The sequence below is a fragment of the Kribbella sp. NPDC049174 genome, from assembly GCF_043197365.1.
Classification (GTDB): Bacteria; Actinomycetota; Actinomycetes; order Propionibacteriales; family Kribbellaceae; genus Kribbella.
This window is the reverse complement of record NZ_JBICSZ010000010.1, coordinates 22832-38446: the sequence shown is the minus strand read 5'-3', so window position 1 is coordinate 38446 and position 15615 is coordinate 22832. Positions and strand designations below refer to the sequence as shown.

The 15615-nt window shown below is 68.5% G+C and carries 16 protein-coding genes; 12 read left to right on the top strand and 4 right to left on the bottom strand.

Going from position 1 to position 15615, the window contains the following annotated elements; translation table 11 throughout:
* Positions 1–125: 125 nt before the first annotated feature.
* Entirely contained in the window at positions 126–1637 is a 1512-nt protein-coding gene (locus ACGFIF_RS36320) for a sulfatase (RefSeq protein WP_393160842.1), read from the bottom strand.
* A gap of 61 nt (positions 1638–1698) precedes the next feature.
* On the opposite strand from ACGFIF_RS36320, the gene ACGFIF_RS36315 reads away from it, so the two are divergent.
* The 5 genes from ACGFIF_RS36315 to ACGFIF_RS36295 all read left to right on the top strand — a co-directional run bounded on the left by ACGFIF_RS36315 (position 1699) and on the right by ACGFIF_RS36295 (position 7338).
* Entirely contained in the window at positions 1699–2712 is a 1014-nt protein-coding gene (locus tag ACGFIF_RS36315) for an acetylxylan esterase (protein WP_393160840.1), read from the top strand.
* Positions 2713–2813: 101 nt separating this feature from the next.
* A complete protein-coding gene (locus tag ACGFIF_RS36310; RefSeq protein WP_393160838.1) occupies positions 2814–3239 on the top strand; it encodes a VOC family protein in 426 nt (141 codons plus the stop codon).
* An 8-nt stretch (positions 3240–3247) separates the two neighbouring features.
* Positions 3248–4216 (top strand): RNA polymerase subunit sigma-70, encoded by a 969-nt coding sequence (locus ACGFIF_RS36305; RefSeq protein WP_393160836.1) that lies wholly within the window; start codon positions 3248–3250, stop codon positions 4214–4216.
* A gap of 9 nt (positions 4217–4225) precedes the next feature.
* Positions 4226–4969 (top strand): beta-phosphoglucomutase family hydrolase, encoded by a 744-nt coding sequence (locus ACGFIF_RS36300; RefSeq protein ID WP_393160834.1) that lies wholly within the window; start codon positions 4226–4228, stop codon positions 4967–4969.
* Complete coding sequence (locus ACGFIF_RS36295) at positions 4966–7338, top strand: glycoside hydrolase family 65 protein (protein ID WP_393160832.1); 2373 nt, start codon at positions 4966–4968, stop codon at positions 7336–7338. The genes ACGFIF_RS36300 and ACGFIF_RS36295 overlap by 4 nt, the downstream gene beginning before the upstream one ends.
* A gap of 69 nt (positions 7339–7407) precedes the next feature.
* On the opposite strand, the gene ACGFIF_RS36290 is transcribed toward ACGFIF_RS36295, so the two are convergent.
* From ACGFIF_RS36290 to ACGFIF_RS36280, 3 genes are all read right to left on the bottom strand, one after another.
* The gene (locus tag ACGFIF_RS36290; RefSeq protein ID WP_393160830.1) at positions 7408–7677 is read right to left on the bottom strand and encodes a GlsB/YeaQ/YmgE family stress response membrane protein; all 270 of its coding nucleotides are present in this window, start codon (positions 7675–7677) and stop codon (positions 7408–7410) included.
* Positions 7678–7784: 107 nt separating this feature from the next.
* Complete coding sequence (locus tag ACGFIF_RS36285; RefSeq protein WP_393160828.1) at positions 7785–8624, bottom strand: hypothetical protein; 840 nt, start codon at positions 8622–8624, stop codon at positions 7785–7787.
* Between the two features lie 58 nt (positions 8625–8682).
* Positions 8683–9984: an NTP transferase domain-containing protein gene (locus tag ACGFIF_RS36280; RefSeq protein WP_393160826.1), complete on the bottom strand. Its 1302-nt coding sequence runs from the start codon at positions 9982–9984 to the stop codon at positions 8683–8685.
* A gap of 54 nt (positions 9985–10038) precedes the next feature.
* Here ACGFIF_RS36280 and ACGFIF_RS36275 point away from each other — a divergent pair, with 54 nt between their 5' ends.
* From ACGFIF_RS36275 to ACGFIF_RS36245, 7 genes are all read left to right on the top strand, one after another.
* Positions 10039–10452 (top strand): DUF6153 family protein, encoded by a 414-nt coding sequence (locus ACGFIF_RS36275; protein WP_393160824.1) that lies wholly within the window; start codon positions 10039–10041, stop codon positions 10450–10452.
* Positions 10453–10530: 78 nt separating this feature from the next.
* Positions 10531–11004 (top strand): hypothetical protein, encoded by a 474-nt coding sequence (locus ACGFIF_RS36270; protein WP_393160822.1) that lies wholly within the window; start codon positions 10531–10533, stop codon positions 11002–11004.
* Positions 11001–12323 carry a hypothetical protein gene (locus ACGFIF_RS36265; RefSeq protein ID WP_393160820.1) on the top strand — a complete coding sequence of 441 codons (1323 nt, stop codon included), beginning with the start codon at positions 11001–11003 and terminating at the stop codon, positions 12321–12323. Before ACGFIF_RS36270 ends, ACGFIF_RS36265 begins: the two co-directional genes overlap by 4 nt.
* Positions 12324–12334: 11 nt before the next feature.
* The gene (locus tag ACGFIF_RS36260; protein ID WP_393160818.1) at positions 12335–12985 is read left to right on the top strand and encodes a DsbA family protein; all 651 of its coding nucleotides are present in this window, start codon (positions 12335–12337) and stop codon (positions 12983–12985) included.
* Positions 12969–13550 carry a vitamin K epoxide reductase family protein gene (locus ACGFIF_RS36255; protein WP_393160816.1) on the top strand — a complete coding sequence of 194 codons (582 nt, stop codon included), beginning with the start codon at positions 12969–12971 and terminating at the stop codon, positions 13548–13550. Before ACGFIF_RS36260 ends, ACGFIF_RS36255 begins: the two co-directional genes overlap by 17 nt.
* A gap of 30 nt (positions 13551–13580) precedes the next feature.
* Positions 13581–14684: a DNA glycosylase AlkZ-like family protein gene (locus ACGFIF_RS36250; protein ID WP_393160814.1), complete on the top strand. Its 1104-nt coding sequence runs from the start codon at positions 13581–13583 to the stop codon at positions 14682–14684.
* 77 nt (positions 14685–14761) lie between these two features.
* The gene (locus ACGFIF_RS36245) at positions 14762–15589 is read left to right on the top strand and encodes a hypothetical protein (protein ID WP_393160812.1); all 828 of its coding nucleotides are present in this window, start codon (positions 14762–14764) and stop codon (positions 15587–15589) included.
* Positions 15590–15615 lie beyond the last annotated feature (26 nt).

The window sequence follows — 15615 nt, the reverse complement described above, 5'->3', positions numbered from 1 at the left end:
ACGTCGCAGGAACAGATCCCCCCGCCCCCAGGCCCACCCCGCACCCCTGCGACATGTCGAGTTCCACGATTGAACCATTCCCGGCCCGGCCCCGAACAGGGCCGAAAGTCCCGTCCGTCGCGACCTCAGGCGTCCGATCGAAGTGTCTTCGTGTAGGCCGCGACTGCTTGGAGTGACTTTTCGTCGGCCCAGGACCACTGGGGGCTCGGGGTCGCCGGACCTTCGTAGGGTTCGTCGGCGTAGTGGTGTTGGAGGTCGGCCAGGCGGTTGGCGAGGGAGGCGCGGATGTCGGCGTACGACGGGTTGTCGGCGACGTTGACGAGTTCCTCCGGGTCGGTGCGGAGGTCGTAGAGCTCCCACTCGGCTTCGAAGAGGTTGTCCGACGAGCCGGGTACGCCGAGGCCGGCGCCGTAGTAGTGGATGAGCTTGAAGTCCTTCGTCCGTACGCCGTAGTGCGCGGGCGCGTGGTGGATCGGGTCGTCGTGCTCCCAGTAGCGGTAGTAGACGGCGTCTGGCCAGTCGTCGACCTGCTCGCCTCGGAGGAGCGGAAGGAAGCTGCGGCCCTGCGAGGTTGGCAAGGCGGTGGCCGCGTCCAGGCCGGCCATGTCGAGGAAGGTCGCGGCGAAGTCGACGTTGGTCACCATCGCGTCACAGCTGGTCGCCGCGGGGATCGAGGACGGCCAGCGGATCAGCATCGGCATCTGCAGCGACTCGTCGAACATGAGCCGCTTGTCGAACCACCCGTGGTCGCCGAGGAAGAAGCCCTGGTCGGAGGTGTAGACGACCACGGTCGACTCCGTCAGACCTTCGTCGTCGAGGACGTCGAGCAACCGGCCGACGTTGTCGTCGATCGACTGGACGCACTGCAGGTAGTCGCGCAGGTAGCGCTGGTACTTCCACCGCATCCGCTCGACCCGATTCTCCGGCCCTCGCAGCTCCGGCGGCAGCTCCTCACCGAGCTCGTCCGAGCTGAGGTCGTCGGCGACGGACATCCGGACGCCGCGCACGGCCTGGCTGCGGGTGCTGTGATCGTCGAACAGCGTGCTCGGCTCCGGGATGGAACCGAGCGGGTAGAGCTCCTTGTGCTTCTCGTCCGGCACCCACGGCCGATGCGGCGCCTTGTGATGCACCAGCAGCAGGAACGGCCGGTCCTGGTCGCGGTCCCGGATCCAGTCGATGCTCTGGTCGGTGACGATGTCGGTCGCGTACCCGGGCACCGTTTCGGTACCGTCCGGGCCGATCATCTCCGGGTCGACGTACGCGCCCTGACCGGGGAAGACCTTCCACGCGTCGAAGTGCCGCGGCGCCGACTCCGGCCGCTCGCCGAGATGCCACTTGCCGAACAGGGCGGTCTGGTAGCCCGAGGAGTGCAGCACTTCGGCGAAGGTCGGAACGCGGTAGTCGATCTCGGTGAAGATCGAGGCGACTCCGTTGATGTGGCTGTAGGTGCCGGTCAGGATGGACGCCCGCGAGGGGGAGCAGATGGAGTTCGTGCAGTACGTCGCATCCATCCGGACCCCCTGAGCGGCCAGCCGGTCCAGCTGCGGGGTCTCGTTGACCTTGCTCCCGTACGCCGAGATCGCGTGCGCAGCGTGGTCGTCGGACATGATGAAGACGATGTTGGGCGATGAGGTCATGGTGTCCAGCATCGGACATGGCGAGCGCGGCGTCGCCGTACCTGGGTTAGGTTTGTTGCTCATGGCCATGTTCGATTTCTCTCTCGACAAGCTCCGTGAGTACCGGCCCGAGGTGGCCGCCCCTGCCGACCTTGTCGATTTCTGGCGCCGTTCCATCGAGAAGGCGCGTACCGACGACCTGTCCGCCACGTTCACCCCGATCGACAACAAGCTCGCCGTCGTCGACACGTACGACGTGACGTACGCCGGCTTCGGCGGTGCGCCGATCAAGGGCTGGCTGCACGTTCCGGCGGGTACGACGGGCCCGCTGCCGACCGTCGTGCAGTACTTCGGCTACTCCGGCGGCCGCGGCTTCCCGCACACCACCAACCTGTGGGCGCAGGCCGGCTACGCCCACTTCCTGATGGACACCCGCGGCCAGGGCTACAGCAGCGGCAACCCTGGCGGCACCCCTGACGACAGCGCGTACGCCGGCCTGAACCACGCGCCGGGGTTCATGACCGCCGGGATCACCGACCCGGAGACCTACTACTACCGCCGCGTCTACATCGACGCCGTCCGCGCCCTCGAGGCGGCCCGGACGTCGCCGTTCGTGGATCCGGACAAGATCATCGTGACCGGCGGCAGCCAGGGCGGTGGCATCTCGATCGCGGCCGCCGGGCTCGCAGGCCTGGCCGGGATCGACCTGCTCGGCTGCGCGCCGGACGTCCCGTTCCTGTGCCACTTCGAGCGGGCCCTGCAGATCACCGACAAGGACCCGTACGGCGAGATCACCCGGTACCTCAAGGGGTTCCGGAACGAGGTCGAGACGGCGTACCGGACCCTGAGCTACTTCGACGGCGTCAACCTGGGCCGGCTGGCCACGGCGCCGACGCTGTTCTCGGTCGCCCTGATGGACGCGGTCTGCCCGCCGTCGACGGTCTTCGCGGCCTACAACGCCTACGGCACCGCGTCGGACGCCGAGGTCGCCAAGGACATCAAGGTCTACTCGCACAACGAGCACGAGGGCGGCCAGACCTACCAGCAGGACGCCCAGCTCGACTGGTTCGCGAAGGTCTTCGAGGGAGCTTCCTGAAAAACTCATCGTTCGACCGATGAGTTTCGGCCGGCGCTGTCGTTTCAACGGAAGACAGCGTCGGTCAGACTGTGACCGACCCGAACCGCGGGAGGCCGCAGATGGACTGGAAACTCGAACTCGTCATCGTCCCGGTGACGGACGTGGACCGGGCCAAGAAGTTCTACACCGAGCAGCTCGGCTTCGCCGAGGACGTCGACCACAGCGCGGGGGACTCGTTCCGGGTGGTGCAGCTGACCCCGCCGGGGTCGGCCTGCTCGATCACGATCGGCACCGGCCTGACCAAGTCGGAGCCGGGTACGTACCAGGGCACGCACCTGGTGGTGAGCGACATCGAGGCGGCTCGCGCCGAGCTGGTCGAGCGCGGTGTCGAGGTGAGCGAACCGTTCCACTTCACCGCCGAGGGGCAGCAGCCGGGGCTCAACCCGACCCGGGCCGACTACGGCACGTTCCTGACCTTCTCCGACCCGGACGGCAACGGCTGGACGGTCCAGGAGGTCGGCAAGAGCACCCCAGACCGGCAGTGACCCTGCACATGACCACGCTCGAGGAGGCGGCGTTCGCGGGTGACGAGGCCGCGTTCGCCGACCTGGCCGGACGGCACCGGCGCGAGTTGCACGTGCACTGTTACCGGATGCTGGCGTCCTTCGACGATGCGGAGGACGCCGTCCAAGAGACCCTGCTGCGGGCTTGGCGCGGTCGGGACGGGTACGACGGCCGGACGTACTTCCGTGCGTGGCTGTACCGGATCGCGACCAACGTCTGCCTGGACGTGGCCCGGCGGCACGCCAGGCGGCAGGCCGCGTCACCGGGGGAGATGGTCTGGCTGCAGCCGTACCCGGACCAACTGCTGGACGAGATCGCTCCATCCACGGACCAGCCTGACGCGGTGGTTGTGGATCGGGAGACGATCGAGCTGGCCTTCCTGGTCGCGCTGCAGTCGTTACCGCCGCGGCAGCGGGGTGCACTGATCGCAAGGGACGTGCTCGGCTGGTCCGCGAACGACACGGCTGAGCTGCTCGAGACCAGCGTGGCCGCGGCGAACAGCGCGCTGCAGCGCGCGCGGGCGACGATGCAGCAACGCCTGCCGGCCCGTCGTACCGACTGGAGCGCGCCGCGGCCGACGGCCGAGGAGCGGGAGTTGCTGGATCGGTTCATCGACGCGCACGAGCGGTGTGACACCGCGGCGGCCATCGCGATCGCTGCCGAGGACCTGCGCGTCTCGATGCCGCCCGACCAGCTGTCCTTCGCGGGGCTGGCCGCGTGCGTGCCGCTGCTGGAACGGGCGTTCGGCCCGGACCGGGACGGCGACTGGCGGTTGGTGCCGACGTCGGCCAACCGGCTGCCGGCCGCGGCCACCTACCTGCGCCGCCCGGGCGACACGGTGTTCCGGGCGTTCAAACTCGACGTACTGCGGATCAACGACGGCCTGATCGCCGAAATCACGACATTCGGCTACTCCCGCTTCCCCGCCTTCGGCCTCCCGGGCGAACTCACGACCTAGTCTGGAGGCATGCTGGGACTACCCACGGGGATCAAGGCCTGCTTGTTCGATCTGGATGGTGTCCTCACCGATACCGCCGCCGTTCACGCCGCGGCGTGGAAGGAGATGTTCGACCAGTTCCTTGGCGGCTACGCGGAGCAGCACGGCATCCCGTTCCGGCCGTTCGACGCCCGGGCGGAGTACGACGCCTACGTCGACGGCAAGCCGCGAGTCGACGGGGTGCGTGACTGCCTGACCTCGCGAGGGATCACGCTGCCGGAGGGGACGCTGACGGATCCACCGACGGCGCTGACGGTGAACGGCCTCGGCAACTGCAAGAACGAGGTCGTGCAGCGGCGGATCCGGACCGAAGGCGTGCACGTCTTCGAGGGCTCCCGGCGATACCTGCAGGCCGCCGAGAAGGCCGGGCTCCGGCGGGCTGTGGTGTCGTCGAGCGCGAACGCCCGCGAGGTCCTGGACATCACCGGACTCGCGCAGTACGTCGAGCTGGTCGTCGACGGCGTGACGATCCGGACCGAGGGTCTGCGCGGGAAGCCCGCGCCGGACACGTTCCTTGCCGCGGCCAACGGTTTCGGCGTCGATCCGTCCGAGGCGGCCGTGTTCGAGGACGCGCTGGCCGGGGTCCAGGCGGCCCGGGCCGGTGGTTTCGGTCACGTCGTCGGCGTGGATCGGGTCGGTCAGGCCGACGCACTCAAGGCCCACGGCGCGGACGTCGTCGTCCGTGATCTGGCCGAACTTCTGGAGGACCGATGATCGACCGTGGGCATCACCCGATCGAGCCGTGGCGGTTGCGCGAGACCAGGCTCGCGCTCGACAAGCTGGCCCAGTCGGAGTCGCTGTTCGCGCTGTCGAACGGTCACATCGGGCTCCGCGGCAACCTCGACGAGGGCGAGCCGTACGCGATCCCGGGCACCTATCTGAACTCGTTCTACGAGCAACGACCACTCCCGTACGCCGAGGCCGGCTACGGCTATCCCGAGTCCGGCCAGACCCTCGTCGACGTCACCAACGGCAAGCTGATCCGGCTGCTCGTGGACGATTCGCCGTTCGACATCCGCTACGGCTACCTGAGCCGGCACGAGCGGTCGCTCGACTTCCGCACCGGCATCCTCGAACGGGACGTGGACTGGACCTCGCCGGGCGGCAAACGGATCAACGTCCGCAGCCGCCGGATGGTGTCCCTCACGCAGCGCGCGGTCGCCGCGATCGAGTACATCGTCGAGCCGGTGGACCAGCCGGCCCGGTTCGTGATCCAGTCCGAGCTGGTCGCGAACGAGACCCAGCCGAAGCTGTCCGACGATCCACGGGTCGCGGCGGTGCTCGACAACCCGCTGAAGCCGGTCAGCCACGACGGCGGTGACAACGGCGTCGTCCTGATCCACCGGACCACGCGCAGCCGGCAGTTGATGGCCGCCGCGATGGTGCACGAGGTCGACACGTCGGTCCGGTACGCGATGGACCTCGACGTACGCGAGGACTGGGCCCGCTCGACGGTGATCTGCCAGTTGCAGCCGGGGGAGACCCTGCGCGTGGTGAAGTACCTGGCCTACGGCTGGTCGAGCCTTCGGACCGAGACGGCCATCCGGGACCAGGTCGCGGCCGCGCTGGCCAGTGCCCGGTTCTCCGGATGGGACGGGCTCACCAAGCAGCAGTGCGAGTTCCTGGACGATTTCTGGGACGGCGCCGACGTGGAGGTGCACGGCCACCCGGAGCTGCAGCAGGCGGTCCGGTTCGCGCTGTTCCACGTGCTGCAGGCCGGTGCCCGGGCCGAGCGCAGGGCGATCCCATCGAAGGGCCTGACGGGTGCGGGGTACGACGGCCACACGTTCTGGGACACCGAGGGTTTCGTCCTGCCGGTGCTCAACTACACGCTGCCCGACGCCGCCGCCGACGCGCTCCGGTGGCGACACTCGATCCTCGATCAAGCTCGCGAGCGGGCCGCCGTACTGGGTCTGCGCGGTGCCGCGTTCCCGTGGCGGACGATCCGCGGTCAGGAGTGCTCCGGCTATTGGCCGGCTGGTACGGCGGCCTTCCACATCAATGCGGACATCGCTGAAGCGGTGATGAGGTACCACACCGCGACCGGGGACGACGAGCTGCTCGAAGAGGTCGGGCTGGAGTTGCTGGTCGAGACCGCACGACTGTGGATGTCGCTGGGCCACCACGACCGGCACGGCCGCTGGCACCTTCCTGGCGTCACCGGGCCGGACGAGTACAGCGCGGTTGCCGACGACAACGTCTTCACGAATCTGATGGCCGCCCGGAACCTGCGAGCGGCCGCGGCGACCGCGGTGCGGCACCCGGCCAAGGCCCGCGAGCTCGGCGTCGACAGCGAGGAGGAGGCATCCTGGCGGGACGCGGCGGCCGCTGTCCACGTGCCGTACGACGAGGACATCGGCGTACACCCGCAGTCGGAGGGATTCACCCGGTACGCCGAGTGGGACTTCGAGGCGTACCAGGGCAAGTACCCGCTGATGCTGCATGCGCCGTACTTCCAGCTCTATCGCAAGCAGGTGATCAAGCAGGCGGATCTGATGCTGGCGACGTACTGGTGTGGCGACGCGTTCACGCCTGAGGAGAAGGCGCGCAACTTCGACTACTACGAGCGGCTGACGGTGCGCGACTCGTCCTTGTCGGCGTGCGTCCAGGCCGTGATGGCGGCCGAGGTGGGCCACCTCGATCTCGCCTACGACTACGCCTACGAGGCGGCGCTGATCGATATGCGCAACCTGCACCACAACACCGGTGACGGCCTGCACATGGCCTCACTGGCGGGGGCGTGGACCGCACTGGTCGCCGGCTTCGGTGGTCTGCGCGAGCTCGACGGCTGCCTGTGTTTCAACCCGGCGCTGCCGCAAGGCATGTCCCAGCTGGTCTTCTCGATCCGCTGGCACGGGGCCCGGCTCAAGGTGGACATCAACGAACTCGAGGTCACCTACACCGTGCACGACGGCGCCGACTGCAGCGTCTCCTTCAAACACGTCGGCGAGCAGGTCACCGTCACCCCGGACAGGCCGGTGACCCGCCCGCTGAACAAACGCACCCCGCTGCTGCCCCGCCCCAGCCAGCCGCCTGGCCGCGAGCCCCGCTCCGCCCTGGCCCAGAACGGCCTGGTCGGCTGACGGGGGTCCCAATGGCTGACTGCCCAACGACTGCCGGGCCCAGCCGCTGTTGGCGCAGCGATTGTTGGTTCAGTGGCTGTTGATCGAGCGCTTGTTGCGGGCCGAGATGCTTTCGGCGGTGCCGACCAGCATCACCGAGGCGATGACCGCGACGACGAAGCCGAGGATGTTCAGCTCGAAGATGCCGCCGGTCCCGAGCAGGTTGGCGACGGTGCCGCCGATCACGGACCCGGCCAGGCCGAGCAGGAGCGTGGCCAGCAGGCCGAGCTTCTGCTTGCCCGGCGTGAAGAGCCGCGCGAGCGCACCGATGATGAGTCCGGCAACGATGAAGCCGATCATGTTCTGTCTTCCTCCGAGTGTGGACTGACTTCTTCCAGTGTGCGGTTCACCGGGCCACAGCGGAGTCCACATTCACCCTGGTCGTACCCGGAGAAGCCCCTCAGGGGTCAGCGGTGGGCGAGGGCCAGGAAGAGTCTGGTGTTCTCCAGGAGTCGAGGTGCCCGCTCGAGGAGGTTGAGGATCCGGCTGCTGGTCTGCTGGGTGGCGCGCTCGTCGTTGGACAGCAGGGCTTTGACGCTGGAGCGGCATGCGCCCTCGGTGTTGAGGAGCTCCGCGTAGAGCGCGACGTCCTCAAGATCCGCGCGTTCCTTCAGAAGCTGCTGCGTGCCCTTCGCACAGTTCAGCAGCGTCTGGCTGGTCTTCTTGGCGGGCGGGGTGAACCGGGCGAGCACCTGGTCGGCGAGTCCCTTCGCCACGAAGTACTCCGCGCTGGTCGTCTTGTCCCGCAGGTAGCGCAGGCTCGCCACGTTGCGTACGTCGTCGGTCAGTCCGCAGACCGCCCACTCCGGCGGAACGATGAAGACCTGGCTCTGCGGGATGCCCGGAGGCAACTCGGTCACTGCCTGCAGACCGCCGGCGCCGGCCACGGCGGCCAGCGCTGCCTTGGATGCCGCGTCGGTCGGGTTGGCGTGCGGAGCCGCGATCACTCGCGTCGTCCACTCCGCGTCCGGTATCACCAGGACCGACAGGCTGCCGGTGTTCTTGAGCAGCAGCGACGTACCCGTGTCGTCGGTGCTGGCCTCCAGCGAAACGCCCTCGTCACCGGACACCGGCGGGAGCACCAGGTCGGATCCCGAGCAGTCGGCCGCCGGTTTGACCGTCGCGAACGTCGGCGTCACGATCGGCGGCTGTGTACCGATCGGTGCTTCCTCCTCGCTCCCACAGCCCGCTGCGGCCACGACCATGACCGCCAGTGCCGCCATCCCCCACGCCCGCCCGCGCACCATCACCACACCCGCCCCCTGACCCACGCCACACAGGTCCCCCCGCTAGCTACATCGTGCCCTACCACGGAGCGTTACGCAGCGCCCGAAGCAGTAGCACGACCCCACGGATCGCATCGAGGTTGGCGGCGATCGCGACCACGATCAGCCCCCAGAGCGGGAATCCGGCGATCGCGGCCACCGCGAAGATCAACAGCCGGAACTCACGCCGGAACAGCAGCCGTACATCGGTATCCCGGCCGACCGCATGGACATAGGACACGAGCAGGCACCCGACCGCAGCGGCGAACCCCCAGACCCAGGCGGTCAGAGTGGCACCGGTCGCGAGCACGAGCGCCAGTACGACGGCCAGATCGGCGTACCGATCCAGAAGCGTGTCCAAGACCGCACCACGCCGTGAGGCCCTCACACTGATCCGGGCGAGCTCCCCGTCGACTCCGTCGAGTGCGGACCCCAGTACGACGCCCAGCCCGCCGGCAACCATCAGCCACGTCTCACCCGTGGCCACCAGACCCGCGGCCACGAGCGTGACGGCAAAGGCCAGTGCGGTCGCCAGATCAGGTGTGAGGCCGGTGCGCAGCAGTAGGCGCGTGAGCGGTCCGGAGATGCGTCGGTTGAGCACTCGGGCGATGATTCCGTCGGTGGGTTTGGGGCCGTACCGACGCCACATGGACCGTTCAAGCGCTCGAACTGTCTCCGGTGTGTCAACGACGGCCCACAGGCCCTGCACCTCCCGGGACTGCATCTCGCACCCGTGCGCGAGCAACTGCTGCCGCAGCTCCAGCCATGTCTCCCGCGCCCGGTAGTTGACGAACAGCACGTCCTGTACGTCGACCACGACCAGTCCCGCGTCGACAGCGTCGTACTCGTCGAGATCAGGCCCCAGACCGGCCACCGACCCGTCGTCGCGCAGCCGGACCCGGTTGGGTCGGGTGCTGTTCATGGCGATGGCGGGTTGGCCCGAGCGGTCCACGGCCGCGACGTTCCCGGCGGGTGTCTGAAGCAGTCGCCGTACGTCGTCCGCCTCGTGCACGTGGTCGCCCATCACCACGAGGCAGCGCCGGTCGCCGATCCGGCTGAGACCGGTCAGCACCGAGGACGCCGTACCGCTCTCCCAATCGGGGTTGACCACGACCTCCACCGGCAGGTCGCGGCTCTTGATCGCGGCCATCACCTCGTCGGCGCGATAGCCGAGCACGACCACGATCCGCTCGACCCCGGCCCGTCGCAGCACCCGGACCGACCGCTCCAGCAGGCTGATGCCGCCGACGCGGCGGAGTGCCTTCGGGTGCGTCGATCGCATCCGCAGACCCCGGCCGGCCGCGAGCACCAAGGCCACCCGCACCACATTCTCCTTGCCCACCGCCAGCCTCCCCTCGCCTTTCCCAGGATGCCTCAACCGCTACCCTGTGCGGTGATGAATGCGGCGCAACGGCTGGTGCGTTCCCTGGTGATGCTGGGAGCGCTGCTCGGTGTGTTCGCGCTGCACGGTCTGAGCTTCTCCGCGGACGAGCCCGCCGCGGTCCCGGCGATTTCGTCGGTGACCGCGCTGCAGGTGGATCCGCACGGTGTGGTCGAACGGCTCGAACAGGTCGCCATGCTGGCGCCCGACACGTTCGCCGTCGACGCCTCGGACCATCGGCACGCGCTGATGCCGTGCCTGGCCTTCGCGGCGGGCTCGTTCCTCCTGCTGCTGTGCGTCGGCCTGTTCCTGCGCCGCGAACGATTCGGCGAGGCGCCGCGCCAAGCCGTCGTGACTCTCGCGCCACCACGCCGTCCAGTGGTCTCGGCGCCACCTGATCTGGCCAGGCTCTGCATCCTGCGGACGTGACGTCCGGCTGACGCCGTCCCTCACCATGCGTGACTTCTTCACGCATACCTTTTCCTCATTCCCCGAAAGGACGCCGCCATGCGGCTCTCACTTCGCGGCGCTGTCGCCGCCTGCCTTGCCACGGTCGCCGTCACTGTCGCCCTGACCAGCTGCGGCACCGCCGAGACCTCGGTCGCCGAGACCACCACCACGTCACCCACACCCACACCAGCTCCCACACCGGCAACCACACCCACCGCGAAGCCCACCGTCGTACCGAGGACCTCGCCGACCCCCGCGAGTACGGCGGATGTCACCGTGGACGTGTCGATCGCCGGCGGGAAGATCACGGCCGGCGGGCAGGCCGTGGTGAAGGCGAAACCCGGCCAGACGGTCCGGATCACCGCCGTCAGCGACGTACCCGAGTCGCTGCACGTGCACGGCTACGACAAGACCCTGGACCTGAAGCCGGGCAAACCCGGGTCCGTCGAGTTCACGACCTCGATCAAGGGGATCTTCGAGGTCGAGACGCACGAGAGCGGCAAGCTCGTGTTCAAGCTGCAGGTCTCATGACCGCGCAGGTTCTGCCGCTGCACGGGATCGGCGGCCGTCAGGACCTGCCGGTGCCGTTGGAGTTCGCCGTGACCGGTGCGGCGGTCGCGATCACGTTGTCGTTCGTGATCCTGGCCGTCGCCTGGCGAACACCTCGCTATCGCGGCGCCGCCTCCGGTACGCCGTTGCCGTCGGTGCTGGCCACCGCACTGGACTCGTCCTGGTTGCGGTGGTCGGTGCGCCTGTTCGGGCTGGCAGCGTTCGCCTACGCGGCGATGGCGTTGCTGGCCGGGGCGGATCGGTTGACGAACCCGATCTTCGGGTTCGTGTACATCCTGGTGTGGGTCGGCCTGGTGCCCGTGTCACTGCTGCTCGGACCGGTGTGGCGGACTCTGAACCCGCTGCGCACACTGCACCTGCTGGTCTGCCGACTCCTGCGACACAACCCGCGCCAAGGACTGTTGGAGCTGTCCCCGCGAGTGGGTTTGTGGCCTGCTGCCGTGGGGATCTTCGCGTTCGCCTGGCTGGAGCTGGTCGCGCCGGACCGGGCCACACTCCTCGTGCTGCAGACGTGGCTGGCGCTGTACGTCGTCTACGTCCTCTTCGGTGCGGTGCTGTTCGGGGACCGGTGGTTCGCCGCCGCTGACCCGTTCGAGGCGTACGCGACGTTGATGGCCAAGCTCTCGCCGTTCGGCCGTCGTACCGACGGAGCGATCGTCGTACGACGGCCGCTCGAGAACCTGGACAGCCTCACACCACGACCGGGGCTGGTCGGTCTGGTCGCCACCCTGCTCGGCTCCACGGCGTACGACGGATTCTCCCGCAGCACGCTGTGGATCGCCTGGGCGCAGAACTCGGGGTACTCGCAGACCCTGCTCGGCACGATCGCGCTGGCCGGGTTCGTCGTGTTCGTGCTGGTGACGTACTCAGCGGCAACTGTGTTAGCCGGAAGACTGTCTGACAAGTCTGCCTTGCCAGGCATGTTTGCTCACTCGGTCGTGCCGATCGTGCTCGGGTACGTCGTCGCGCACTACTTCACCCTGCTCGTCCTCGAAGGGCAGCGAACGGTGATCCTGCTCAGTGACCCGCTCAGCAACGGCTGGAACGTGTTCGGCACCGGCCTGCTCGGTGTCAACGCCGGACTCACGAACTACCCAGCAGCGATCGCCACCGTGCAGGTCAGTGCCGTGGTCATCGGCCACCTGCTGGGTGTCGTGTCCGCCCATGACCGTGCCGTCGCGCTGTTCGCGCGCGGCCGGGCACTGGCGGGCCAGATCCCGCTGCTGGTCGTCATGGTCGCCTACACCGTCGGCGGCCTCCTTCTCTTGTTCTCCGCTTGACAGAGGTTGATATGAGTCTCAACACCCGAATCTCAGTAGGGATCGCGGCGGCCTTCGCGGTCGTGGTCGCGATCCTGCTGGTAGCGAACGCCGCCGGCTCCGACGACAATCCACCGGCCGCCGCGGCCGTCGACGAACGCCTGGTGCGGCCGGACAGCCACAAGCTGGACGTTGCCGCCGACAACAAAGTGACCTTCGTCGAGTTCCTCGACTTCGAGTGCGAGTCCTGCCGGGCCGCGTACCCGGCGATCGAGCAACTGCGCAAGGACTACGAGGGTCGCGTCACCTTCGTGGTGCGGTACTTCCCGATCCCGTCGCACTTCAACGCCGAGCGGGCCGCCCGCGCGGTCGAGGCGGCGTCGAAACAGGGCAAGTTCGAGCAGATGTACCAGAAGATGTACGAGACCCAGGCCGAATGGGGCGAACAGCGCGTCCCGGCCGACACCCGCTTCCGCGGCTACGCGAAGGAACTCGGCCTCGACCTGACCGCGTACGACCAGGCGTACGCCGACCCGGCCACGCTGGAGCGGATCCGCAAGGACGTCGCCGACGGCGAGGCCTTGGGCGTGACCGGTACGCCGACGTTCTTCCTCAACGGGAAGAAGCTTCAGCCCGAGTCGGTGCAGGACCTGGTCGCGAGTATCGATGCCGCTCTCGGATAGCACGGAGCCGCGGGAACGGTCCGGGCCGTTCCCGCGGCTGCTGCCGTGGTCGTTGCTGCTCGGCGGTCTGATCGGGCTGACCGCGTCAGCAGTGCTGACAGTGGAGAAGATCGCGATCCTGCGCGACCCGGCGTACGTCCCGTCCTGCAGTATCAACCCGGTGCTGTCCTGCGGCTCGGTGATGACCACGCCGCAGGCCGAGGCGTTCGGGTTCCCCAACCCGCTGCTCGGCATCGCCGGCTTCGCCATGGTCGCGACAATCGGCGCGGCACTGCTGGCCGGTGCGACCTTCCGCCGGTGGTTCTGGCTGGGACTGCAGGGCGGGGTCACGTTCGCGGTCGTCTTCGTGCACTGGCTGATCTTCCAGAGCCTGTACCGGATCGGTGCGCTGTGCCCGTACTGCATGGTCGTCTGGGCGGTGACCATCCCGATCTTCTGGTACGTCACCCTCCACAACCTCCGCCGCCGCTTCACCTACCACGGCGTCGTCCTGACCCTCTGGGCCGTCCTCGTCCTCACCCTGATCACCGAACAGTTCTGGTCGTACTGGCGAACGCTGGGCTGAATTGTCGGCCGGGTGCCCTAGCCTCGGGCTGTGGGTGTGCATGAGCTTTCCCGGCAGGATGCGCGGCGGATCGCCGTACGGGCGCAGGTGCTCGAGAGTGAGCGCCCAGAGGACCTGTACGACGTCGTCCGGCGGCTGACCGTGGTGCAGTACGACCAGACGGCCGCCGTGGCGCCGAACGCTGATCTGGTGGCCTGGAGTCGACTCGGATCGTCGTACTCGCCGGCTGAGTTGGTGGAGGCGCTCGAGACGCAGGCGTTGATCGAGCTGCGCGGGTTCGTCCGGCCGAGTGAGAGCCTGGCGTTGTTCCGGGCCGAGATGGATGCGTGGCCGGGCGACGGGCCGTTGCTCGACTGGCAGGAGTACCGGCGCGACTGGGTCAAGGCGAACGAGGGGTGTCGGCTGGACATCCTCGAGCGGCTCCGGCAGGACGGCCCGCTGGTCATGCGGGAGCTCCCGGACACCTGCGTGAAGTCGTGGAAGTCGTCGGGCTGGACCAACAACCGCAACGTGTCCCAGCTGCTCGAGTTCATGCTGCAGCGCGGCGAGGTCGCGGTCGCCGGCCGCGACGGGCGCGATCGCCTGTGGGACCTGGCCTCCCGCGTCTATCCGGACGAGCCGGCCGTCCCGGTCGAAGAAGCGAAGCGCATCCGCGACGAGCAGCGGCTGCGGTCCCTCGGCATCGCCCGAGCCAAGGGCCCGGCCTGCCCGGGCGAGCCGCTCGACGTCGGCGCGGTGGGGGAGCCGGCCGTGGTCGAGGGCGTCCGCGGCGAGTGGCGAGTGGACCCGACCCTGCTCGGTCAGCCCTTCTCCGGCCGTACGGCGTTGCTGTCGCCGCTGGACCGGCTCGTCTACGACCGGAAGCGGCTCGCCGAGCTGTTCGAGTTCGACTACCAGCTGGAGATGTACAAGCCGGTCGCCCAACGCCGGTGGGGCTACTTCGCGCTGCCGATCCTGCACGGCGACCGCCTGGTCGGGAAGGTCGACGCGACCTCCGACCACAAGGCCGGCATGCTCCGCGTCGACGCGATCCACGAGGACGAACCGTTCAGCAAGACCCTGACCGCCGCGGTCCAGCGCGAACTCAAAGATCTTGCCAAATGGCTGCGATTGGAGCTCGTCCGGACCAAGTAGCGGTCTAATGGGGGTAGGGGCGGGAGGCTGGTCAGATGGCGTCGGGCGGGCCAGGACAAGAACGCGAGCAGCCACGGATGCGACCGATGGCGGTCATCGCGGGTGCCGTGGTGGTCACGCTCCTGTCCGCACTGCTGGCAGGCCTCGGGGTCCTGTATCTCGGCGGTGACCCCGCTTCGACCGGGCAGGGCGCCGTACCGCTGCCTGGAGCATCCCCGACGACGACCACCACCACCTCGTCAGCAGCGCAGTCACCGGCCGCGCCTTCTCCGACCAGACAAGTGCCACCGAGTTCACGGACGTTTGCATACCAGCCCTTGTGGCCGTTCGCCTCGGTCGCCGAGGCTGTCGCGTGGCAACGTGCGTACCGCGACGGTGGGCAGCAGCCCTGGCACCTGGCCGCGGACGAGACCGCGCTGTCCTTCACCACCGGCTTCCTCGGCTTCACCGAGATCGACCGGGTGATAGCGCGTTCGATCAAGGGCGACGAGGCGTGGATCTCGGTCGGCTACCAGTCCAGCGAAGGCCCGGCGAGTGTCGCGGCGGTGATCCACCTCGTCCGCATCGGCCAGGGTGACGACGCACCGTGGGAGGTTGTGGGCACGCAGGACAGCACCCTCACCCTCGAGCGGCCGCGGTACGGCGCCACGGTGACCTCACCGATCACGGTCGGCGGCCGGATCACCGGAGTCGACGAGTCGATCCGGATCGACGTCCGCCAATCCGGTGCCGAGCAGCCGCTCGGTTCGTCCTGCTGTGTCCCGGGCGGCGGCGAGAGACAAGCCTGGTCGGTCCGGGTGACGTTCCGTGGTGCGGACGAGGGCGCCGTGACGGTCGTGGCCTCGACCGGCGGTCACGTCCAGGACGTCGAACGGTTCGCGATCACCGCCGTCCGGATCGGGTAGGACGTCCGACGTTTCGAGTGTGACGC